15 protein-coding genes and 1 other RNA gene are annotated in these 22,257 nt (G+C 62.4%); 5 read left to right on the top strand and 11 right to left on the bottom strand.

What is annotated here, in order from left to right; all coding sequences use genetic code 11:
* Positions 1–57 precede the first annotated feature (57 nt).
* The 9 genes from recR to U9R80_RS08060 all read right to left on the bottom strand — a co-directional run bounded on the left by recR (position 58) and on the right by U9R80_RS08060 (position 12,538).
* A complete protein-coding gene (gene recR, locus U9R80_RS08100; protein WP_301836891.1) occupies positions 58–660 on the bottom strand; it encodes a recombination mediator RecR in 603 nt (200 codons plus the stop codon).
* Between the two features lie 98 nt (positions 661–758).
* Complete coding sequence (locus U9R80_RS08095) at positions 759–1,085, bottom strand: YbaB/EbfC family nucleoid-associated protein (RefSeq protein ID WP_028945400.1); 327 nt, start codon at positions 1,083–1,085, stop codon at positions 759–761.
* Between the two features lie 68 nt (positions 1,086–1,153).
* Complete coding sequence (dnaX, locus tag U9R80_RS08090) at positions 1,154–3,190, bottom strand: DNA polymerase III subunit gamma/tau (protein WP_301836892.1); 2,037 nt, start codon at positions 3,188–3,190, stop codon at positions 1,154–1,156.
* 256 nt (positions 3,191–3,446) lie between these two features.
* Positions 3,447–3,543, bottom strand: an RNA gene (gene ffs, locus U9R80_RS08085) — signal recognition particle sRNA small type.
* A gap of 97 nt (positions 3,544–3,640) precedes the next feature.
* Positions 3,641–4,786 carry a zinc-binding metallopeptidase family protein gene (locus tag U9R80_RS08080; protein WP_301836893.1) on the bottom strand — a complete coding sequence of 382 codons (1,146 nt, stop codon included), beginning with the start codon at positions 4,784–4,786 and terminating at the stop codon, positions 3,641–3,643.
* 59 nt (positions 4,787–4,845) lie between these two features.
* On the bottom strand, positions 4,846–7,200 hold the full coding sequence (gene ligA, locus U9R80_RS08075) for an NAD-dependent DNA ligase LigA (RefSeq protein ID WP_301836894.1): 2,355 nt from the start codon (positions 7,198–7,200) through the stop codon (positions 4,846–4,848).
* Positions 7,201–7,308: 108 nt separating this feature from the next.
* The gene (gene zipA / locus U9R80_RS08070) at positions 7,309–8,184 is read right to left on the bottom strand and encodes a cell division protein ZipA (protein ID WP_301836895.1); all 876 of its coding nucleotides are present in this window, start codon (positions 8,182–8,184) and stop codon (positions 7,309–7,311) included.
* A 203-nt stretch (positions 8,185–8,387) separates the two neighbouring features.
* On the bottom strand, positions 8,388–11,876 hold the full coding sequence (smc, locus tag U9R80_RS08065) for a chromosome segregation protein SMC (protein WP_301836896.1): 3,489 nt from the start codon (positions 11,874–11,876) through the stop codon (positions 8,388–8,390).
* Between the two features lie 2 nt (positions 11,877–11,878).
* Positions 11,879–12,538, bottom strand: coding sequence for a GntR family transcriptional regulator (locus tag U9R80_RS08060; RefSeq protein ID WP_301836897.1), 660 nt, complete (start codon positions 12,536–12,538; stop codon positions 11,879–11,881).
* A 274-nt stretch (positions 12,539–12,812) separates the two neighbouring features.
* Here U9R80_RS08060 and xdhA point away from each other — a divergent pair, with 274 nt between their 5' ends.
* From xdhA to guaD, 4 genes are all read left to right on the top strand, one after another.
* Complete coding sequence (gene xdhA, locus U9R80_RS08055) at positions 12,813–14,267, top strand: xanthine dehydrogenase small subunit (RefSeq protein WP_301836898.1); 1,455 nt, start codon at positions 12,813–12,815, stop codon at positions 14,265–14,267.
* Positions 14,260–16,656 carry a xanthine dehydrogenase molybdopterin binding subunit gene (gene xdhB / locus U9R80_RS08050; protein ID WP_301836899.1) on the top strand — a complete coding sequence of 799 codons (2,397 nt, stop codon included), beginning with the start codon at positions 14,260–14,262 and terminating at the stop codon, positions 16,654–16,656. Before xdhA ends, xdhB begins: the two co-directional genes overlap by 8 nt.
* A gap of 78 nt (positions 16,657–16,734) precedes the next feature.
* Entirely contained in the window at positions 16,735–17,580 is an 846-nt protein-coding gene (gene xdhC / locus U9R80_RS08045; protein WP_028945411.1) for a xanthine dehydrogenase accessory protein XdhC, read from the top strand.
* Positions 17,581–17,590: 10 nt separating this feature from the next.
* A complete protein-coding gene (gene guaD, locus U9R80_RS08040) occupies positions 17,591–18,895 on the top strand; it encodes a guanine deaminase (protein ID WP_301836900.1) in 1,305 nt (434 codons plus the stop codon).
* Here guaD and aqpZ read toward each other — a convergent pair.
* Both aqpZ and U9R80_RS08030 read right to left on the bottom strand, forming a co-directional pair.
* Complete coding sequence (gene aqpZ, locus U9R80_RS08035) at positions 18,892–19,590, bottom strand: aquaporin Z (RefSeq protein WP_301836901.1); 699 nt, start codon at positions 19,588–19,590, stop codon at positions 18,892–18,894. The genes guaD and aqpZ overlap by 4 nt on opposite strands.
* Positions 19,591–19,766: 176 nt before the next feature.
* Positions 19,767–20,531 carry a GntR family transcriptional regulator gene (locus U9R80_RS08030; protein ID WP_028945414.1) on the bottom strand — a complete coding sequence of 255 codons (765 nt, stop codon included), beginning with the start codon at positions 20,529–20,531 and terminating at the stop codon, positions 19,767–19,769.
* A gap of 359 nt (positions 20,532–20,890) precedes the next feature.
* Between U9R80_RS08030 and U9R80_RS08025 the strand changes: the two genes are divergently transcribed.
* Entirely contained in the window at positions 20,891–22,240 is a 1,350-nt protein-coding gene (locus U9R80_RS08025) for an NCS2 family permease (protein ID WP_028945415.1), read from the top strand.
* The last annotated feature ends 17 nt before the right edge of the window (positions 22,241–22,257 follow it).

The raw sequence follows: 22,257 nt of genomic DNA, 5'->3' as shown, positions 1-22,257 counted from the left end.
CGCAGCGCGGGGCAAGCCCGCTCCTACTGTAGGAGCGGGCTTGCCCCGCGATCAGTTTCACAGCGAGATCGGCTTACGCCCGGCAAAGGAATGCGCCAGGGTCCCGCCATCCACCAGCTCCAGCTCCCCACCCAACGGCACCCCGTGGGCAATACGCGAAGCAACGAGCCCCTTGTCGGCCAGCAACTGGGCGATGTAATGAGCAGTCGCCTCACCTTCCACCGTCGGGTTGGTGGCCAGGATCACTTCGGTGAAGCTGTCTTGCTCTTCGATACGCGCCATCAACTGCGGAATGCCGATCGCCTCCGGCCCAAGGCCATCCAGCGGTGACAGGTGCCCCTTGAGCACAAAGTAGCGACCGCGATAGCCGGTCTGCTCTACCGCGTACACATCCATCGGGCCTTCCACCACGCACAGCAGCGTGTCGTCTCGGCGCGTGTCGGCGCACTGCGGGCACAGTTCCTGCTCGGTCAGGGTCCGGCACTGGCGGCAGTGCCCAACGCCTTCCATGGCCTGGTTCAAGGCCTGGGCCAGGCGCAGGCCGCCGCTGCGGTCGCGCTCAAGCAACTGCAACGCCATGCGCTGAGCGGTTTTCTGACCGACACCGGGCAAGGTGCGCAAGGCATCGATCAGTTGGCGAATCAGGGGACTGAAGCTCATGGTCAATTAGCCTGAATATCAATGAAGCACGAGAAAAACGACGATGGGAGCGACAACTTCACAGCTGTGCTCCCACCGTGGGTACTACAAGGGCTGCCTTAGAACGGCATTTTGAAACCCGGTGGCAGTTGCATGCCAGCGGTCATTCCGCCCATTTTTTCCTGGCTGTTCTGCTCGACCTTGCGCACTGCATCGTTGACGGCGGCGGCGATCAGGTCTTCGAGCACTTCCTTGTCTTCCTGCATCAGGCTGTCGTCCAGGCTGATGCGCTTGACGTCGTGACGACCGGTCATCACCACGCTGACCAGGCCAGCGCCCGATTGGCCAGTCACTTCGGCGTTGGCCAGCTCTTCCTGCATCTTGGCCATTTTTTCCTGCATCTGCTGGGCCTGCTTCATCAGGCCGGCCATGCCACCTTTCATCATGGGGATCACCTCAAATAAGAGTTACGGGGTGCGGCGCGGGCCTGGCCCGGGCTGCTTGAGTTATTCGGTCATTCGCCCTGTGCGACCTGGGCGTCTACAGGCTCAATGGTATCGTGTCGAACCATGGCGCCAAACTGCTGAATCATCTGCTGGATGAGCGGATCGGCCTGGATCGACGCCTCAGCTTCGCCCTGACGCTCGGCACGCTTGCGCGATGCCGCCTGGGCCGGGGTTTCCTGCTCGGGACGAATCAGCTCGATGGACAACTTGAGCGTACGCCCGAAATGCTGGTTCAGGGCCTCGTTCAGGCGCCGTTGCTGGGTGGCGTTGAACAGGGCGCTATGGGCCGGGTCCAGGTGCAGCAGCCAGTCATCGCCTTCGGCGGCCATCAAGGTACAGTTGGCGGCGATACTGCCGGTCATCCCCGAGATCGGCAACTGTGGGAATAATTCCAGCCATTGCAATGCCAGGCCGGTGGCCGGCTGGGCTGCAGGGAGCGGCTCGGGCTCCGCGACAGGCGTCGCTTCGTGCACATGCTCGATCGCCAGCTCATCGAGGTAACTGTAGCTGGCCGGATCCATTTCCGGTTCGTAATAGTCTTCATCCAGCGGCGGCTCGTCGTCGCGGTCCATACCGGCCGGGCTGTAGCCGATGCCCTCGTCGAGCGGTGGCGCGTCCTGGCGAACGGCAGCCGCAACCGGGGCAGGTTGCGGTGCGGGGGCGACAGGTTCGGGCTCAGGCTCGGGTTCAACAGCAGGCGGCGCCTCCACCGGGTCGTTCCAGGGCAGATCGACCACAAGCTCGGGCGCTGGCGCTTGCACGTCGACCGGCACAGGTTCAGCTTCAGCTTCTGGCGCTGCCACAGGCACTGGCTGCGGCTCGACCGGCTCGGGCTCGTCAACCGCTGCGGCAACCACGGCAGGTGCGACCACAGCGGCCGCTGCCACCGTACTTGCAGAATCAGCTGTGGCCTGGCTGATCCCCACCGGCTTTAGTACCGGCTTCGGTGCGTCATCGGTGTCGGCAGGCCGAAACGCCAGCATGCGCAACAACACCATCTCGAAACCACCGCGAGGGTCTGGTGCCAGCGGCAGATCACGACGACCGATCAGGCCCATCTGGTAATAGAACTGCACATCTTCTGCCGGCAACGACTGGGCCAGGGCCAACACGCGATCACGGTCACCCTGGCCGTTATCGACCGCCTCGGGCAAAGCCTGGGCGATGGCCACGCGGTGCAGCACATTGAGCATCTCGGCCAGCACGCCATTCCAGTCCGGCCCCTGCTCCGCCAGATGCCTTACGGCTTCGAGCAGCGCGCGGGCGTCGCCTTCGAGCAGCGCCTGCAACACGCCATAGACCTGACCGTGATCCAGCGTACCGAGCATGGCCCGCACATCGGCGGCCAGCACCTTGCCTTCACCGAAAGCAATGGCCTGATCGGTCAGGCTCATGGCATCACGCATGGAGCCATCGGCCGCACGGCCGAGCAGCCACAGGGCATCATCTTCAAACGGAACGTTCTCGGCACCCAGCACATGGCTCAAGTGCTCGACCACCCGCTCCGGGGTCATGTTCTTCAGGGAAAACTGCAAACAGCGCGACAGGATGGTCGCCGGCAATTTCTGCGGATCGGTGGTCGCCAGGATGAACTTGACGTAGGGCGGCGGCTCTTCCAGCGTTTTCAACAAGGCGTTGAACGAGTGGCTGGAGAGCATGTGTACTTCGTCGATCAGGTAGACCTTGAAGCGTCCACGGCTGGGGGCGTACTGCACGTTATCGAGCAGTTCGCGAGTATCTTCGACCTTGGTGCGGCTGGCGGCGTCGATCTCGATCAGGTCGACGAACCGGCCCTCATCGATCTCCCGACACACCGAACAGGTGCCGCACGGGGTGGAGGTGATACCGGTCTCGCAGTTCAGGCACTTGGCGATGATCCGCGCAATGGTGGTCTTGCCCACACCGCGGGTACCGGTGAACAGGTAGGCATGGTGCAGGCGCTGGTTGTCCAGTGCATTGATCAAGGCCTTGAGCACATGGGTCTGGCCGACCATTTCGCGGAACGAGCGCGGACGCCATTTACGTGCAAGAACCTGATAACTCATCGAAAACCGTCGCGACTGGCAAGCTGAAGACCGCTAATCGTAGCGGAGCGGGGGCAAAATTGCACCCGCCGATCGCTGCCGTGCGCGCTAACTTCCACGGCGCGAATGCACAAAGCAAGAAGGCTGGACAAAAGCTGCGCGCAGGAAAACATGTCGCTTACGGCGCACCACTCAGGTGTTCCCAAACGCTGTTCCACTTAGAGATTTTTTTGCTGAGACATCCTTGAGGGCTCAAGGACTTGGAGATAGGTGGCGGCCCCACCAGCCACACCCCGGCACACAATGTCACCGCTGCGGCTGCTCCCTTCCAGGCCTGACCGGGTTCACGGCTGATCGTTGCGGGGGGACCGATGGGGCCACCATAACGCGTGCTCATCTGGCGACGAGCCGCGCCATTGTACCGGCCTGTCGCCAAGATACAACCTTTAGTTGATAAAAAATCATCGCCACTCAATGACTTGGCGAGTTTTCGGTGACGCATAGGTGGATGAAGTGCAATTTCGCCACCACCGCCGACGACAGCACGAACGGGTAGAAATCCACTTGCCCCATGCTGCGCGACAGTTCGTTGAGCATGGCCGAGAGCTCGACCCAGGCGTTGATGAACGCCAGAAAATCCTTGGCGCCCGGGTCTTCCGGCTGGTACAGGTCCTGGGCCTGGTACGGTGGATAATCCAGCTCCAGGCTCCGAGCATTCATGCCCAGGGCCAGGGCGGTGTCCAGCGCATCGGTCATGTGCAGGTAATGCGCCCAGGTTTCAGCCCAGTCTTCCCAGGGATGCATGGTGGCGTAGGCACTCACATGCGCCAGCGCCCAGTCACTCGGCGCACCCTGCTGGTAATGCCGTTCAAGCGCGTCGCTGTAGCTTTCCCGCTCATCACCAAACAACTGGCGAAAGCCATCGAGCCAAGGCCCGTTGGCGATCAGGCGGTCCCAGTAGTAGTGCCCCACTTCGTGACGCAGATGACCGAGCAAGGTTCTATAAGGCTCATGCAACTGCACCCGGACCCGCTCGCGCCAGTCATCGTCGGCTTCGCGTACGTCCAGGGTGATCAAGCCATTGGCATGGCCGGTAACGGGGGCGTTGCCCTCAAGGTCAACGCCGATAAAGTCGAATGCCAGGCCGGGCCCGTCACCCTCGACCTTGGGTTCGACCGGCAGGCCCAGGTGCAACAGTTGCGCGGTGAGGCGGCGCTTGGCGGTTTCCAGTTTGCGCCAGCGCAGGGAGTTCTCGGCAATCGAGAGGTCGGGAATGGTCCGGTTCAAGCGGCAGGCCAGGCACAGGCTGTACGGCTCATCCGCCGCCAGCAGCCAGTTGCAGGCCGCCGGGCTATCGAGGTTGGCGCAACGGCGCAGCGGGCCGAGCTGCGGTTCGCCATCAAGCAGCCAGGTGCCTTCAACCGCCCCCGGCAACAGGCTCGCCACCCGGTTGCTCGGTGGCCAGTAACCGAGTGCCGACTGACAGGCCAGGCACTGGCTGTTGCGAAAGAACACCGACTGGCCGCACTGGCACTGCCAGACCCGGTCCGGGTGCTGCGCCTGGCTGAGAAAAGGGGCCGCGATCCTGGCCCCCAACTGCTCGAAAAAACGATACATGCTGATCCTCCTGGCTGCTCGCCAAGACTAGACCATGGGTAACGTTGTGTTTATCGCTGTCAGACCTCGATGCCGTGTTCGCCGAGGAAAACCACGAACGCGTCTTCGTCCAGCACCTTCACGCCCAGGTCATTGGCCTTGGCAAGCTTCGATCCCGCACCAGGCCCCGCCACCACGCAGTGGGTCTTGGCCGAGACCGACCCCGCCACCTTGGCGCCCAGGCTCTCGAGCTTGTCCTTGGCCACATCGCGACTCATACGCTCCAGCGAGCCGGTCAGCACCCAGGTCTGCCCTGCCAGCGGCAAGCCCGCGGCGACCTTCTTCTCGCTCGACCAGTGCATGCCGAACTCACGCAACTGCGCCTCGATGGCCAAGGCCAGTGCGGCGTTGGCGGGCACCTGGAAGAAGGTGCGCACCGCCTCGGCCGGCTTGGCGGCCAAGGCCTGGCGCAAGTCGATGCCGTCGGCAGCGATGATTTTTTCCAGGCTGTCGAGCTTGGCCACCAGCTTCTCGGCACCGGTGGGGCCTACCGACGGGATGTCCAGCTTGGCGATCAGCCCGGCCAGGGTGGTGCTGGCGGCAAATTCGGCGGCCAGCTCACCTTCATCCTGCAACTTCAGGCCTCGTTCGAGCAGTTGCGCGATGACCGTGCGGTTGTGTTCGTCTTCAAAGAAACTGTGGATCTCGTGGGCCACTTCCAGGCCGATATCCGGCAGGTAGGTCAGCACCTGCGGCAACGCCGCCATGACCCGCTGCAGCGAACCGAGCGAACGGGCCAGGACCTTGGCCGTCTCTTCGCCGACGTCCGGAATACCCAGGGCATAGATGAAGCGTGCCAGGCCTGGCTGTTTGCTGGCCTCGACGGCCGCCAGCAGGTTCTTGCTCGACAGCTCGGCGAAGCCTTCAAGGTCGACGATCTGCTCGAACGTCAGTTGATAGAGGTCGGCCGGCGAGCGGATCAGGCCCTCGTCCACCAACTGCTCTACGCTCTTCTCGCCCAGGCCTTCGATGTCCATCGCCCGACGCGAAACGTAGTGGATGATGGCCTGCTTGAGCTGTGCGGCGCAGGCCAGACGACCAACGCAGCGGTACACCGCGCCTTCGCTGACGGTTTCCTTGCCTTTGCTGCGCTTGACCAGTTGCGTGCGCTCGACCTGCGAGCCACACACCGGGCATTCGGTAGGGATATGCACGGGGCGGGCATCAGCCGGGCGACGCTCGGTGACCACTTGCATGACCTGGGGAATCACATCGCCGGCACGGCGGATGATCACAGTGTCGCCAATCATCAGGCCCAGGCGCGCCACTTCATCCATGTTGTGCAAGGTGGCGTTGGACACCGTGACGCCGGCCACTTTCACAGGCTTGAGCCGGGCCACCGGGGTCACCGCGCCGGTACGACCGACCTGGAATTCCACATCCAGCACTTCGGTCAGTTCTTCCATGGCCGGGAACTTGTGGGCGATGGCCCAACGCGGCTCGCGGGCACGGAAGCCCAGTTCACGCTGAGAGGCCAGGCTGTTGACCTTGAACACCACGCCGTCGATCTCGTACGGCAGGTCATTGCGCCGTGCGCCAATGTCTCGGTAGTACTCCAGGCATTCGGCGATACCCGCGGCATGGCGCAGCTCGCGACTGATCGGCATGCCCCAGGCCTTGAGCTGTTCCAGGATGCCGATGTGGGTATCAGCGATCTGCGCCGACACCTGGCCCAATCCGTAGCAGCAGAACTCCAGCGGACGGCTGGCGGTAATCTTCGAGTCCAGTTGACGCAGGCTGCCGGCGGCGGCGTTGCGCGGGTTGGCGAAAGTCTTGCCGCCCACCTCGATCTGTGCCTGGTTCAGGCGCTCGAAACCGGCCTTGGACATGTACACCTCGCCACGCACCTCAAGCACGGCCGGCCAGCCTTCGCCCTGCAGCTTGAGGGGAATGTTGCGAACGGTACGCACGTTGACACTGATGTCTTCACCGGTTGTGCCGTCGCCCCGGGTTGCGCCTTGCACCAGCTGACCGTCGCGGTACAGCAGGCTGACTGCCAGGCCGTCGAGCTTGGGCTCGCAGCTGTAATCGACCGCCGCGCCACCACCAAACAGGTCGCCTGCCGGCAGGTCCAGGCCCTCGACCACGCGACGGTCGAACTCGCGCAGGTCGTCTTCCTCGAAGGCGTTGCCCAGGCTCAGCATCGGCACTTCGTGACGCACCTGGCTGAATGCCGACAAGGCTGCACCACCCACGCGCTGGGTGGGCGAATCGGCGGTTACCAGTTCCGGGTGCTCGGCCTCCAGGGCCTTGAGTTCGTTGAACAGACGATCGTACTCGGCATCCGGCACGCTGGGTTCGTCGAGCACGTAGTAGCGGTAGTTGTGCTGATCGAGTTCGGCACGCAACTCAAGGATTCGGGATTGGGCAGTCATGTTCGTATTCTCTTGCAAAGCAAAAGAGCAGCCGGGGCTGCTCTTGCATTTGGGGCTTCATCGCGGGGCAAGCCCACTCCTTCAAGGAGGGCCCGCCCCGCGCTGCTTTTAGCGTTTCTGGGTCAGCGCACGGCGCTCGAACTCGACGATGCGCTGGCGGTAATGCTCGATGGTCTGGGCCGTCATCACGCTGCGCTGGTCATCCTTGAGCTCGCCATTGAGCTCGTGGGCCAGTTTGCGCGCAGCAGCCACCATCACATCAAACGCCTGCTTCGGATGGCGCGGCCCTGGCAGGCCGAGGAAGAAGCTCACGGCACGGGTGCTGAAATGATCGATGTCGTCCAGGTCGAAGACGCCTGGCTTGACCGCGTTGGCCATGGAGAACAGCACCTCGCCGTTACCGGCCATGCTCTCGTGGCGGTGGAAGATATCCATCTCGCCAAAACGCAGGCCGCTTTCGAGGATGTTCTGCAGCAGAGCCGGGCCCTTGAAGCCGCCTTCGTCACGGGAAATCACGCTGATCACCAGCACTTCTTCAACCGGCGGCAGATCGCGAGCTTCGTTGCTACCGTAACCACTGCTGCTACGGCTTTCATCCGGGAAGTCGTCGTCAGCGCTGGCGAACAGGTCGGGCTCGCGGTCACGCGGTTCGGCCGCCAGGTTCAGGTCGCCCTGCTGGGGCTCGCTGCCACGCTTGCGCTTGGAAGCCTTGGGCTTGTTGTCACGCTCGCGCGCAGGCGCACTCATGGACGGCAGGTCATGCTCATCCAGCTCGGGCTCTTTATGGTTGTCCAGCACACGTGGCGGGCCCAACACTTCTGCACCGCCGCCGCTGTCTTCGTCAGGCTGGTTTGAAAAGCTGCGATCCAGACGGAATTTCAGCTTGCCCTTGCCGCCGCGCATACGACGCCAGCCGTCAAAAAGAATACCGGCAATGACAATGATGCCGATGACGATCAGCCACTCGCGCAGACCGATTTCCATGTAATCCCGTGCCTCTGTAAAAAATGCTGAAAAATAAAGGGTTTAAACCCCTTTAAAACGTGGCGCCAACTCTATGTTCTGACAGGCGTTTTACCCACGCAAAAGATAAGTGACATTAAGCTAGCACGACCAAAGATAACTTTACACCGTCTGTCGCAACTGACAGGCCCATTTACCGCAGGTTCACGCCGCATCGCACCCCATCACGCGTCGACCATGGCCATAGCCTCTTCCACATCAACTGCAACAAGACGTGAGCAACCCGGTTCATGCATGGTCACGCCCATCAACTGATCAGCCATCTCCATGGCAATCTTGTTGTGGGTGATGTAGATGAACTGCACGGTCTGACTCATCTCCTTGACCAGATTGGCGTATCGCCCGACGTTGGCATCGTCCAGTGGTGCATCGACTTCATCGAGCATGCAGAACGGTGCCGGGTTGAGTTTGAAAATGGCGAATACCAGGGCCAGGGCAGTCAGCGCTTTTTCACCGCCCGAGAGCAAATGAATGGTGCTGTTCTTCTTGCCAGGCGGCCGCGCCATGATTGTCACCCCTGTATCGAGTAGATCTTCGCCCGTCAGTTCCAAGTAAGCGCTGCCACCACCGAAAACTTTTGGGAAAAGTGCCTGTAATCCGGCATTTATCTGATCAAAGGTATCTTTGAAACGATTGCGGGTTTCTTTGTCGATCTTGCGAATGACGTTTTCCAGCGTGTCCAGCGCTTCGACCAGGTCGGCATCCTGCGCATCCAGGTAGCGCTTGCGCTCGGACTGTTGCTGGTATTCGTCGATGGCCGCCAGGTTGATTGCCCCCAGGCGCTGGATGCGCGCATCAATGCGCTCAAGCTCCTGTTCGGCCTCCTGCTCACTGGCCGTCTCGCTCAAGGTCGCCAGCACGCCCTGCAGGTCATAACCATCGGCCTGCAACTGCTCCTGGAGGGTCTTGCGGCGCACGCTCAGGCCTTGCCACTCCAGGCGGTGCTGTTCCAGCTGGCCGCGCAACAGCTGGGCCTGTTGTTCAGCCTGGGTCCGGCGTTTTTCCGCATCCCGCAGCTCACGATCGGCTTCGTCCATGTGCAGCCGCGCCTGGCGCATTTCGCCATCGACGCTCATGCGCTTTTCCAGCAGCTCTTCCAGCTTCAGGCGCAGCTCCTCAAGGGGCGCCTCGCCTTCCTCAAGGTTGAGCGTCAGCTGTTCGCGCTTTTCAGAAAGCCGTTCTGATTGCAGCTCCAGACGCTCCAGCGCCTGGCGGGTGGAATCGTGCTGGGCACGCAACGAACCCAGGCGCACCGCCAACTGATGACCGTGATCCTTGTGCTGACGAGCCTCTTGGCGCACCCGATCGAGGCGCTCGCGCAAACTGTCACGCTGGGCCAGGAGCAGTTCGCGCTGCTCGGTGTCCAGGGCCATCAGGTCAAGCGCCTCCTGCAACTGCAGCCGCGATTCACCGAGGTGTTCACTTTCCAGTGCGCGCTGCTCCACCAGCTCGGCCAGTTCTTCTTCCAGGCGCTGGCGGCGCAAGGTCAGCTGCTCGGCCCGCGCCCTGCCCGCCGACAAGCGAGCATTGAATTCACTCTGCTGCCGGGCTTCATCCTGGGCTTGACGACGCAAGTGCTCGCGGCGCTCTTCAAGGGCCTGCTGCTGCTCGCGCTGCGCCTGGAGCTGCACGTCGAGCACTTCCAGCGCCGCTTCCTGCTCCAGACGCTCAAGCCCCAGACGCTCCAGCTCCTGGCCACGTGCCAGCACCCCACCCTGGGCATCGCTGGCGCGGTTGACCCGCAGAAAATGGCGGCTGACCCAATAGCCATCGCGGCTGACCAGGCTCTGGCCGGCACCGAGCTGGCCACGCTGGGCCAACGCCTGCTCCAGGCTCTCTACAGGCCGGACCTGACCCAGCCAGGGCGCCAGATCGACGCGCCCCTCGACCTTGTCCAGCAGGCTGCCGGGCACCCGCTCACCGTCGGTGCGCGCGTCGAGCAAGCGCAGATCGCCCTGACTGAACGCCGCGAGGTCGAGCCCCGAGAAATCGTCAACCAGCACCGCCTGCAAATCGGCACCCAGGACGGTCTCTACCGCCAGCTCCCACCCCGGTTCCACCCGCAGGCCTTCGGCCAGGCGCGGGCGCTGCTCTAGCCCCTGGTCACGCAACCACTGCGCGGTACCGGAGTCCGGATCCAGCGCCGCCTGTTGCAGGGCTTCAAGCGACGCCAGGCGTCCACCCAGGCGCTGCAGCTCGCCTTGAGCCTGCTGCTGGGCCTGGACGGCTTGTTGCAGTTGCTCACGCAGGGTCTCGAGCTGTTCGACCACGTGCTGTTCCTGCACCTGCAAGTCTTCGAGCGCCAGCTCGCTGCCGGCCACTTGCTCTGCCAGCTCGACAAGGGCGGCATCTTCCGGATCGGCATTGAGCTGGTCGCGCTCCTCACCCAGCTTGCGCTGGCGCTCGAACAGGCGCTCAAGGGCCTGGTCCAGCTGCTGTATTCGCGCCTGCTGCACTTCGGCCTGGCGCCGCGGCTCGGCCGAGCGGGTGTTGAAGCTGTCCCACTGCTCCTGCCAGCCATGCATGGTGGCTTCGGCTTCTTCGAGGGTCGCGGCGGACTCCTCGGCTGCCGCCAAGGTGATTTCCTGCTCGGGCTCAAGCATTTCAAGCTCTTCGCCCAAGGTAGCGAGCATCGTGCGGTCATGCCCCAGGTGCGATTCGGTTTCCTGGCGTGAACGCTCGGCTTCCTTCAAATCGTCCTGCAGTTGGCGCAAGCGTTGCTGGCCGTGCTGGATACTTTGCTCGACCCGGGCAATATCGCCACCGACCGAATAGAAACGACCCTGGACCTGGCCAAAACGCTCGGACAACTCATGGTGCCCGTCACGCAGGCGCTCGATGCTGGCATCGGCATTGCGCTGCTCGGCCACCAGGGCCTCGAAAGCCACTTCCTGGTCACCGATCACCGCTTCGCGCTGCCCGACCTGCTCGTCCAGCGCCTGCCAGCGCAAGGCCGACAACTGCGCCTTGAGCTGACGCTCCTCGGCCTTGTACTCCTTGTACTTCTCGGCGGCCTGGGCCTGGCGGTGCAAACGCTCCAGCTGGCGTTCGAGTTCTTCGCGCAGGTCGGTCAGGCGCTCGAGGTTTTCATGGGTGCGGCGGATGCGGCTCTCGGTTTCGCGCCGACGCTCCTTGTACTTGGAGATGCCGGCGGCTTCTTCAATGAAGTTGCGCAGGTCTTCAGGCTTGGCCTCGATCAGCTTGGAGATCATCCCCTGCTCAATGATCGAGTAGCTGCGCGGGCCCAGGCCGGTACCGAGGAAGATATCGGTGATATCGCGACGCCGGCATTTGGTGCCGTTGAGGTAATAAGTGTTCTGGGCGTCGCGGGTCACTTTGCGGCGAATGGAGATTTCCGCATAGGCGGCATATTCGCCCACCAGGGTGCTGTCAGAGTTATCGAAAACCAGTTCGATGCTGGCCTGGCTGACCGGTTTGCGGCTGGTGGAGCCGTTGAAGATGACGTCGGTCATCGACTCGCCACGCAGGTTCTTGGCCGAACTTTCGCCCATCACCCAGCGCACGGCGTCGATGATGTTGGATTTGCCGCACCCATTGGGCCCGACCACCGCCGCCATGTTGCTGGGGAAGTTGACCGTAGTGGGGTCGACGAACGACTTGAACCCGGCCAGGCGAATGCACTTGAGGCGCATGCTCAGGCGGTCGCCAGTGCCGCCAGCACCAGCTCGCAACTGCGCTGGCAGTACTCCGCCAGCACGGTGCGGATGCGTGCCTGGTCGCGAGCGACCACCGCTTCAAGCAGGTTGGCAAACAGCGCCAGAAAATCACTCATCTCGGCCTTGCGTTGGTCAAGCGCGAGGAAATAGGCACGGCTCATGGCCGGCTGCAGATTCTCGACGGTTTCCTGCAGGTAAGGATTGTTGGCGAACGGATAAGCAGCGCGCATCACCGCAAAGCTGTCCTCGACGAAGACGCGGATGTCCTGGCGCTCAAGCGCCGTGGTCAGGCGCTGCTGGATCTTGAGGAAAGGCGCCAGGTCGCCCTGGGTACGCCAGTTCTGCGCCACGGCATTGCCCAGCAAGGTATAGAGCTCGCCCATCAGGGTGCAGAGGCTGCGCACATTGTGCTCGTCGAGCTCGGTCACGTGGGCGCCGCGACGCGGCAGGATCGTCACCAGATGACGTCGCTCGAGGATCAATAAAGCCTCGCGCACGGAGCCACGGCTGACATTCAACGCCTGGGTGACCTTCTGCTCCTGGATACGCTCGGCAGGCTTGAGCTCGCCGCTGATGATCCGCTCGGCCAGGTAATGGGCAATTTGCTCGGAGAGGCTGTCCGGCGCCTTGAACGTCATGGTTTTCCTTCAAAATCATTGAACTGTGTACAGGGGGCGGATTGTAGCGCACTTGCCCCGGCGCCGCGCAGGGGCCAGGGCGCAGAAGTTGGCACGAATGGCGCAAAAGATTCGGCGTAGGCGAAGGGAACTATGCTCTATAAGAAGAGCGCTTGTAGCAGGTGGGAAATGGCGTGGAAAATTTCCTGACCCGAAGGTCAGAAAATTGTTGACCTGAAAATCAAGTCTGCTTACAGTCCGCTCAACAACAATAAACCGCGTGTGAGGCCTTCCCGTGATCCAGTTTCTACTCAACCAGGAGCTGCGCAGTGAGCATGCTCTGGACCCCAACCTGACCGTGCTCCAATACCTGCGCGAGCATCTGGGCAAATCCGGTACCAAGGAAGGCTGCGCCAGCGGCGATTGCGGCGCCTGTACCGTGGTGGTCGGCGAATTGAGCGAAGACGATGATGGCCGCGAGCACATTCGCTATCGCAGCCTCAACTCGTGCCTGACTTTTGTCTCGTCACTGCACGGCAAGCAATTGATCAGCGTCGAAGGCCTCAAGCATCAGGGCCAACTGCACAGCGTGCAACAGGCCATGGCCGATTGCCATGGTTCCCAGTGCGGCTTCTGCACCCCAGGTTTCGTCATGTCGCTGTTTGCCCTGCAAAAGAACAGCGATGCACCCGACCTGCACAAAGCCCAGGAAGCCCTGGCTGGCAACCTCTGCCGCTGCACCGGCTACCGCCCCATCCTCGCCGCCGCCGAGCAATCGTGCTGCCAGGCCAGGCCTGACCAGTTCGACAATGGCGAAGCCCAGACCATCGCCCGCCTCAAAGCCATCGCACCCAGCGAAACCGGTGAACTCAACAGCGGCGACAAGCGCTGCCTGGTGCCGCTGACCGTGGCCGATCTTGCCGACCTCTATGGCTCTCACCCTGAAGCGCGCCTGCTGGCCGGTGGTACCGACCTGGCACTGGAAGTGACCCAGTTCCACAAGACCCTGCCGGTCATGATCTATGTGGGCAACGTCGCCGAACTCAAGCGTATCGAAACGCAAGACGATCACCTGGAAATCGGCGCAGCCACCCCGCTGACCGACTGCTACGACGCCCTGAGCCGCGAATACCCCGACTTCGGCGAATTGCTCCACCGCTTCGCCTCGCTGCAGATCCGTAACCAGGGCACCCTGGGCGGCAATATCGGCAACGCCTCGCCCATCGGCGACTCCCCGCCCCTGCTGATTGCACTGGATGCGCAGATTGTCCTGCGCAAGGGCGACAGCACCCGCACCCTGGCCCTTGAAGACTACTTCATCGACTACCGCATCACTGCGCACCAGGAAAGCGAGTTCATCGAGAAAATCATCGTTCCACGGGCCAAGGCCGACTGGACGTTCCGCGCCTACAAGGTGTCCAAACGACTGGATGACGATATTTCCGCCGTGTGCGCCGCCTTCAACCTGCGCATCGAAAACGGCGTGGTCCAGGCTGCCCGCATGGCCTTCGGCGGCATGGCCGCGATACCGAAACGGGCCCGTGCCTGTGAAGCGGCCCTGGTCGGCAAACCCTGGAACCAGGCCAGCATCGAGCGCGCCTGCCAGGCCCTGGCCGAAGACTTCACGCCGCTGTCGGACTTCCGCGCCAGCAAGGAGTACCGCCTGCTCGGTGCCCAGAACCTGTTGCGCAAATACTTCATCGAACTGCAATCGCCGCACATCGAGACTCGGGTGACCGCTTATGTCTAACCATCACGCCCCCAAAAGCCAGGCCGAAATGGCCGAACTGTTCAGCCAGGGCCTGACCACCGGTGTGGGCGCCAGCATCAAGCACGACAGCGCCGACAAGCATGTGTCGGGTGAAGCGGTGTATATCGATGACCGCCTGGAGTTCCCCAATCAGCTGCACGTGTATGCGCGCCTGTCCGACCGGGCCCACGCCCGGGTGCTGAGCATCGACACCAGCCCCTGCTACGCCTTTGAAGGCGTACGCATTGCCATTACCCACGAAGACGTGCCGGGTCTCAAAGACATCGGCCCGCTGCTGCCCGGTGACCCGCTGCTGGCCATCGACAAGGTCGAGTTCGTCGGCCAGCCGGTGGTCGCGGTCGCCGCCCGTGACCTGGATACCGCCCGCCGCGCCGCCATGGCCGCGATCATCGAGTACGAAGACCTGGAGCCGGTTCTGGACGTGGTCGAGGCCCTGCGCAAGAAGCACTTCGTCCTCGACAGCCACACCCACCAGCGCGGCGACTCGGTCAGCGCCCTGGCCAGCGCGCCGCACCGCCTGCAGGGCACCCTGCACATCGGCGGCCAGGAGCACTTCTACCTGGAAACCCAGATCTCTTCGGTAATGCCCACCGAAGACGGCGGCATGATCGTCTACTGCTCCACCCAGAACCCCACCGAAGTGCAGAAACTGGTGGCCGAAGTACTCGATGTGTCGATGAACAAGATCGTCGTCGACATGCGCCGCATGGGTGGCGGCTTCGGCGGCAAGGAAACCCAGGCCGCCAGCCCCGCCTGCCTGTGCGCAGTGATTGCCCACCTGACCGGCCAGCCGACCAAGATGCGCCTGCCGCGGGTCGAAGACATGCTGATGACCGGCAAGCGTCACCCGTTCTACATCGAGTACGACGTCGGTTTCGACGACACCGGCCGCCTGCACGGGATCAACTTTGACCTGGCCGGCAACTGCGGCTGCTCGCCAGACTTGTCGGCCTCGATCGTCGACCGGGCGATGTTCCACTCCGACAACGCCTACTACCTGGGCGATGCCACCATTCACGGTCACCGCTGCAAGACCAACACCGCCTCCAACACCGCCTACCGCGGCTTTGGCGGCCCGCAGGGCATGGTCGCCATCGAAGAGGTGATGGACCATATCGCCCGCCACCTGGTGCTGGACCCGCTGGCGGTGCGCAAGGCCAACTACTACGGCAAGACCGAGCGCAACGTCACCCACTACTACCAGACCGTCGAGCACAACATGCTCGAAGAAATCACGGCCGAGCTCGAAGCCAGCAGTGACTACCAGCAACGCCGCGAGTCGATCCGCCGCTTCAACGCCAACAGCCCGATCCTGAAAAAAGGCCTGGCGCTGACCCCGGTGAAGTTCGGCATTTCGTTTACCGCCAGCTTCCTCAACCAGGCGGGCGCCCTGGTGCACATCTACACCGACGGCAGCATCCACCTGAACCACGGCGGCACCGAGATGGGCCAGGGCCTGAACACCAAGGTCGCCCAGGTTGTCGCCGAAGTGTTCCAGGTTGATTTCCAGCGCATTCAGATCACCGCCACCAACACCGACAAGGTGCCCAACACCTCGCCAACCGCAGCGTCCAGCGGTGCCGACCTGAACGGCAAGGCGGCCCAGAACGCTGCTGAAATCCTCAAGAAGCGCCTGACCGAATTCGCCGCTCGCCAGTACAAAGTGAGCGAGGAAGACGTCGAATTCCGCAACGGCCATGTGCGCGTGCGCGATGAAATCCTCAGCTTCGAGTCGCTGGTGCAGCAGGCCTACTTTGCCCAGATGTCGCTGTCGAGCACCGGCTTCTACAAGACGCCGAAGATCTACTACGACCGTAGCCAGGCCCGTGGCCGGCCGTTCTACTACTTTGCCTTTGGCGCAGCCTGTGCCGAGGTGATCGTCGACACCCTGACCGGCGAGTACAAGATGCTGCGCACCGACATCCTGCATGACGTCGGCGCCTCGCTGAACCCGGCCATCGACATCGGTCAGGTCGAGGGCGGCTTTATCCAGGGCATGGGCTGGCTGACCACCGAAGAACTGGTGTGGAACGCCAAGGGCAAGCTGATGACCAACGGCCCGGCCAGCTACAAGATCCCGGCCGTGGCCGACATGCCGATTGATCTGCGGGTCAAGCTGGTGGAGAACCGCAAGAACCCGGAAGACACGGTATTCCATTCCAAAGCCGTGGGCGAACCGCCGTTCATGCTGGGTATCGCGGCGTGGTGTGCGATCAAGGACGCCGTCGCGAGCCTTGCCGATTACCGCGTGCAGCCGAAGATCGACGCGCCTTCGACGCCGGAGCGGGTTCTGTGGGGCTGCGAGCAGATGCGCAAGGCGGTAGCGGCGCAGCAGCCGGCTGCTGAAGTCGAGACCGTGACACCGTAAGGGTCAATCGCGGGGCAAGCCCGCTCCTGCCTGGGGGCGGGCTTGCGCTGCGATAACGCACCAAAGAGGCAACACACTATGCACACCTGGATCAACGCCCTCGCCGACCTGCAAGCCCGCGGCGAACCCTGCGTACTGGTGACCATCATCGAAGAGCGCGGCTCGACCCCGCGCAATGCCGGCTCCAAGATGGTGGTCAGCGCTTCGCAGCTGTTCGACACCATCGGCGGCGGGCACCTGGAATTCAAGGCGATGAAGATCGCCCGGCAGATGCTCGAGGAGCGTCGCGAGTCCCCTCACCTGGAGCGCTTCAGCCTGGGTGCTAGCCTGGGCCAGTGCTGCGGCGGCGCCACCGTGCTGTTGTTCGAGCCGATGGGGCAGGTGCAGGCGCAAATCGCGGTATTCGGTGCAGGCCATGTCGGCCGCGCTCTGGTACCCTTGCTCGCCGCGCTGCCCTGCCGGGTCCGCTGGATCGACTCGCGCGAGCAGGAATTTCCTGAGTACATCCCGCAAGGGGTCAGCAAGATTGTCAGCGAAGAGCCGGTCGATGAAGTCGACGACCTGCCCGTCGGCAGTTACTGCATTGTGATGACCCACAATCACCAGCTGGATCTCGAGCTGACCGCCGCGATCCTCAAGCGCAACGATTTTTCCTGGTTCGGCCTGATCGGCTCGAAGACCAAACGGGTCAAGTTCGAGCATCGCCTGCGCGATCGCGGCTTCAGCGAAGAGCGGATGCAACGCATGCGTTGCCCGATGGGACTGGCCGAGGTCAAGGGCAAGTTACCGATCGAGATCGCCGTGTCCATCGCCGCAGAAATCATTGCCACCTACAACGCCAGCTTCGGCCAGCACGACACCGCTGCCAACGCCGGCCCTATTGCCCAATTGCTGCCGCCGTCACGGCGCAGCCAAGCCATATGACGAGAGCCCTATGAGCGCAACCCGCAAAGCCTACCGTGCCGCCATCCTGCACAGCATCGCCGACCCTGCCGAAGTGGGCATCGAAGCCTCCTACCAGTATTTTGAAGACGGCCTGCTGGTGATCGACGGGGGCAAGATCAGCGCCCTGGGGCATGCCAGTGAGCTGCTGCCGACCCTCGCTGCCGATATCGATGTCGAGCACTACCAGGATGCGCTGATCACCCCAGGTTTTATCGACACCCATATCCACTTCCCGCAGACCGGCATGATCGGCTCGTACGGCGAGCAGTTGCTGGACTGGCTCAACACCTACACCTTCCCGTGCGAAAAGCAGTTTGCCGACAAGGCGCACGCCGACAAGGTCGCGAAGATCTTCGTCGAAGAACTGCTGCGCAACGGCACCACCACGGCCCTGGTGTTCGGCAGTGTCCATCCCGAGTCGGTGAATGCCTTCTTCGAGGAAGCCGAGCGCCTGGACCTGCGCATGATCGCCGGCAAGGTGATGATGGACCGCAACGCCCCCGACTACCTGACCGACACCGCCGAATCCGGTTACACCCAGAGCAAGGCACTGATCGAGCGCTGGCACGGTAAGGGCCGCCTGCACTATGCGGTAACGCCGCGCTTCGCCCCCACCAGCACCCCGGAACAACTGGCCCTGGCCGGTCAGCTGCTGGGTGAATTCCCCGACCTGTACATGCACACCCACCTGAGCGAAAACCTCAAGGAAATCGACTGGGTGAAGGCGTTGTTCCCGGAGCGCAAGGGTTACCTGGACGTCTACGACCACTTCAAGCTGCTGGGCGAGCGCTCGGTGTTCGCCCACGGCGTGCACCTGTGCGACGAAGAATGCCAGCGTCTGTCCGAAACCGGCTCGGCCGTGGCCTTCTGCCCGACCTCCAACCTGTTCCTGGGCAGCGGCCTGTTCAACCTGCCACAGGCTGAGAAGTTCAAGGTCAAGGTGGGCCTGGGGACCGATGTGGGCGCGGGCACCAGCTTCTCGCTGCTCAACACCCTCAACGAAGCCTATAAGGTCATGCAGTTGCAGGGGGCGCGCCTGAGCCCGTTCAAGTCACTGTACCTGGCCACCTTGGGCGGCGCCCAGGCGCTGTACCTGGACGACCGTATCGGCAGCCTCAAGCCGGGCAACGATGCCGACTTCGTGGTGCTGGACTACAAGGCCACGCCGTTGATGGACTACCGCATCCAGCAATCGAACAGCATCGATGAGACGCTGTTCGTGCTGATGACACTGGGCGATGACCGCACCGTCAAGCAGACCTTCGCTGCCGGCCGTTGCGTTCACCAGCGCTAAGGTTCGCGAAACAAACCCTTGTACACCGCGCCGCCGATGACTGCCCCGATCAGCGGCGCCACCCAGAACAACCACAACTGCTGCAGCGCCCAGCCGCCGACGAACAGCGCCGGCCCGGTGCTGCGGGCAGGGTTGACCGAAGTGTTGGTGACCGGAATGGAAATCAGGTGGATGAGGGTCAGGGCCAGGCCGATGGCAATCGGCGCAAAGCCCGCCGGGGCGCGGCTGTCGGTGGCGCCCATGATGATCAGGATGAACATTGCGGTCATCACCACTTCACTGGCAAAACCGGCCGCCAGCGAATAGCCGGCCGGCGAATTCTCGGCATAGCCGTTGGAGGCAAGGCCGGAAGCCACATCAAAGCCTTCCTTGCCACTGGCGATAAAGTAGATCACTGCAGCAGCCAGGATCGCGCCGATCACCTGGGCGACGATGTAGGGCAGCAAGTCCTTGGCCGGGAATCGGCCACCCACCACCAGGCCCACCGATACGGCAGGGTTCAGGTGACAACCGGAGATATGACCGATGGCGAATGCCATCGTCAGCACGGTGAGACCGAAGGCCATTGCGACCCCCACCAGGCCGATGCCTGCAGGTAGCGACGCCGCCAGCACCGCACTACCGCAACCACCCAACACCAGCCAGAACGTCCCGATCAGTTCAGCACCCATGCGTTTGCTCAGGGGCATCGACATAAACCTGTCCTCAAGAGTTGAAGTTCCATTCAACGCGTGCAAGCCCAACTGCTTGATGAAGGTTTGCGGTGTGGAGCAGGTGAGAATCTAGCAGAGGATGAGTGAAGTGCCAGCCGTGTCAAACGCAGCGCGGGGCGAGCCCGCTCCTTCTGGAACGGGCTCGCCCCGCGATTCAATCAGCCTTTGACCGGAACCGAGCTGCGCTTCTTGGTCTGCAGCAGGTGCGAGAACACCGCATGCAGATCGTCCGAGGCGCTTTCTTCGTCGAGGTTGAGTTTGCTGTCGATGTGATCCATGTGATGCATCATCAGGCTGACTGCCTGATTCACATCACGGGCCTCGATGGCGTCGATCAGTTGCATGTGTTCATCGTAGGAGCAGTGCGAGCGGTTGCCGCTTTCGTACTGGGCGATGATCAGCGAGGTTTGCGATACCAGGCTGCGCTGGAAGCTGATCAGGGGCGCATTGCCCGCTGCTTCGGCCAGTTTCAGGTGGAACTCGCCAGAGAGACGGATGCCGGCGCCGCGATCACCACGCGAGAAGCTGTCGCGTTCTTCACGCACCATCTGGCGCAGTTCGTTGAGCTGTTCGGCGGTGGCGTGTTCGACGGCCAACTCGGTGATGGCACGCTCGACCATGCGGCGGGAGAAAAACACCTGGCGGGCTTCCTCGACCGTAGGGCTGGCCACTACCGCACCGCGGTTGGGCCGCAGCAGCACCACGCTTTCATGGGCCAGGCGCGACAAGGCGCGACGAATGATGGTGCGACTGACACCAAAGATCTCACCCAGGGCTTCCTCGCTCAACTTGGTACCCGGCGCCAGGCGCTGTTCGAGAATGGCCTCGAAAATGTGCGCGTAGACGATATCGTCCTGGGTTCCGCTGCGCCCGGCCTTGCCGGTACGCACTGGTTTCTTGAGAGGTTGCAGCTGTTCGTTCATGGGCACTCGAGCACGGAGATCCGCCAGTCGGACCCTGACTTTAATAGCAGCCAGTGGGTCGATGGCAAGTCTTGGTAAAAAAATTAAACGATTAAGGTATGGGCACATTGTACACAGCCGCAGGGATTTCTGCAGGGGATGATGGCCTTTATAGCTGCTGGGCGAAATTATCTGCGCACAATAACAAAAACATTATTTGCATTCTTTGTATACAAACGCATAATCCATCCGTGCAACTTCCTGACTCAGAAGTCAACAAACGGTCCGGTCGCCTGCCATCCCATCCGCCTCACAGAGCCCCCTAGTGCGTGCGCAGGACCGGTTCTGAAAAACAAGAAAAGACTTGAGGAGTACTCGCTGTGGAAAGCCGCAAATCCGAAGCCCCTACGCTGGATCTTGCCCCACCGCTCGAAACGAGCTGGCTGGAGCGGATTTTCAAACTCAAGCTACATGGCACCACCGTCAAGACCGAGATGATCGCGGGCCTTACCACGTTCATCACCATGGCCTACATCATCTTCGTCAACCCCAACATCATGGCCGATGCCGGCATCGATCACGGAGCGGCCTTCGTCGCCACCTGTATCGCTGCCGCCCTGGGCTGTCTGTTGATGGGCCTGTATGCCAACTGGCCAGTCGGCCTGGCACCCGGCATGGGGCTCAACGCCTTCTTTACCTATACCGTGGTCGGGACCATGGGCTACACCTGGGAAGCTGCACTGGGCGCAGTGTTCGTCTCCGGGGTGTTGTTCATGTTGCTGACTTTGTCGCGGGTGCGTGAATGGCTGCTCAACAGCATTCCCGTAAGCCTGCGTCATGCAATGGGTGCCGGCGTCGGATTGTTCCTCGGACTGATCGGTCTTAAAACAGCTGGAATTGTCGTCGACAGCCCGGCCACCCTGATCAAGCTTGGTTCGTTGCACGAGCCTGGCCCGCTGCTGGCAGCCATCTGCTTCCTGATGATTGCCGTGCTCAGCTACCACCGGGTGTTCGGTGCGATCCTGATCAGCATCATCAGCGTCACCCTCGCCGGCTGGGGCCTGGGCCTGGTGGAATACGGCGGGCTGTTCTCGCTGCCACCGAGCCTGGCACCGACCTGGATGGCGATGGACGTGGCCGGCGTGTTCAACGTCAGCATGATCGCCGTGGTGTTTGCCTTCCTGTTCGTGCACATGTTCGACACGGCCGGCACCCTGATGGGTGTGGCCCAGCGGGCCAACCTGGTGAATGCCGACGGGCGCATCGAGAACCTCTCGCGCGCGTTGAAGGCTGACAGTGCGTCCAGCGTATTCGGTGCCGTGGTGGGTGTACCGCCGGTCACCAGTTATGTGGAGAGTGCTGCAGGGGTTGCCGCGGGTGGTCGTACGGGCCTGACGGCAGTCGTGGTGGGCCTGTTCTTTGTTGCCGCGATGTTCTTTGCCCCGCTGGCCGGAATGATTCCTGCCTACGCCACCGCAGGTGCACTGATCTACGTAGCGATGCTGATGATGGGCAGCATGGCTCATATCAACTGGGATGAAGCCACCGACAGCATCCCGGCGATCGTCACAGCGATCATGATGCCGCTGACCTTCTCGGTCGCCGACGGCATCGCCCTGGGCTTTATCACCTACGTGGTGCTCAAGGCCGGTACCGGTCGCTTCAGCGAGATCTCGGCGAGCCTGTGGGTACTGACAGCGATCTTCATCGCCAAGTTTGTATTCCTGTAACAGCGCAGCCTGCTACA

The sequence above is a fragment of the Pseudomonas sp. JQ170C genome, assembly GCF_035581345.1.
GTDB lineage: Bacteria > Pseudomonadota > Gammaproteobacteria > Pseudomonadales > Pseudomonadaceae > Aquipseudomonas.
This window is presented reverse-complemented; position numbering and strand designations above follow the sequence as displayed.

What these genes read in the sequence shown, in the direction of transcription:
- xdhC (WP_028945411.1), top strand. Translation starts at nt 16,735, where the DNA reads ATGCACACCTGGATCAACGCCCTCGCCGACCTGCAAGCCCGCGGCGAA.
- guaD (WP_301836900.1), top strand. Translation starts at nt 17,591, where the DNA reads ATGAGCGCAACCCGCAAAGCCTACCGTGCCGCCATCCTGCACAGCATC.
- U9R80_RS08095 (WP_028945400.1), bottom strand. Translation starts at nt 1,085, where the DNA reads ATGATGAAAGGTGGCATGGCCGGCCTGATGAAGCAGGCCCAGCAGATG.
- aqpZ (WP_301836901.1), bottom strand. Translation starts at nt 19,590, where the DNA reads ATGTCGATGCCCCTGAGCAAACGCATGGGTGCTGAACTGATCGGGACG.
- zipA (WP_301836895.1), bottom strand. Translation starts at nt 8,184, where the DNA reads ATGGAAATCGGTCTGCGCGAGTGGCTGATCGTCATCGGCATCATTGTC.
- ligA (WP_301836894.1), bottom strand. Translation starts at nt 7,200, where the DNA reads ATGACTGCCCAATCCCGAATCCTTGAGTTGCGTGCCGAACTCGATCAG.
- smc (WP_301836896.1), bottom strand. Translation starts at nt 11,876, where the DNA reads ATGCGCCTCAAGTGCATTCGCCTGGCCGGGTTCAAGTCGTTCGTCGAC.
- U9R80_RS08030 (WP_028945414.1), bottom strand. Translation starts at nt 20,531, where the DNA reads ATGAACGAACAGCTGCAACCTCTCAAGAAACCAGTGCGTACCGGCAAG.
- dnaX (WP_301836892.1), bottom strand. Translation starts at nt 3,190, where the DNA reads ATGAGTTATCAGGTTCTTGCACGTAAATGGCGTCCGCGCTCGTTCCGC.
- U9R80_RS08080 (WP_301836893.1), bottom strand. Translation starts at nt 4,786, where the DNA reads ATGTATCGTTTTTTCGAGCAGTTGGGGGCCAGGATCGCGGCCCCTTTT.
- xdhB (WP_301836899.1), top strand. Translation starts at nt 14,260, where the DNA reads ATGTCTAACCATCACGCCCCCAAAAGCCAGGCCGAAATGGCCGAACTG.
- U9R80_RS08060 (WP_301836897.1), bottom strand. Translation starts at nt 12,538, where the DNA reads ATGACGTTCAAGGCGCCGGACAGCCTCTCCGAGCAAATTGCCCATTAC.
- recR (WP_301836891.1), bottom strand. Translation starts at nt 660, where the DNA reads ATGAGCTTCAGTCCCCTGATTCGCCAACTGATCGATGCCTTGCGCACC.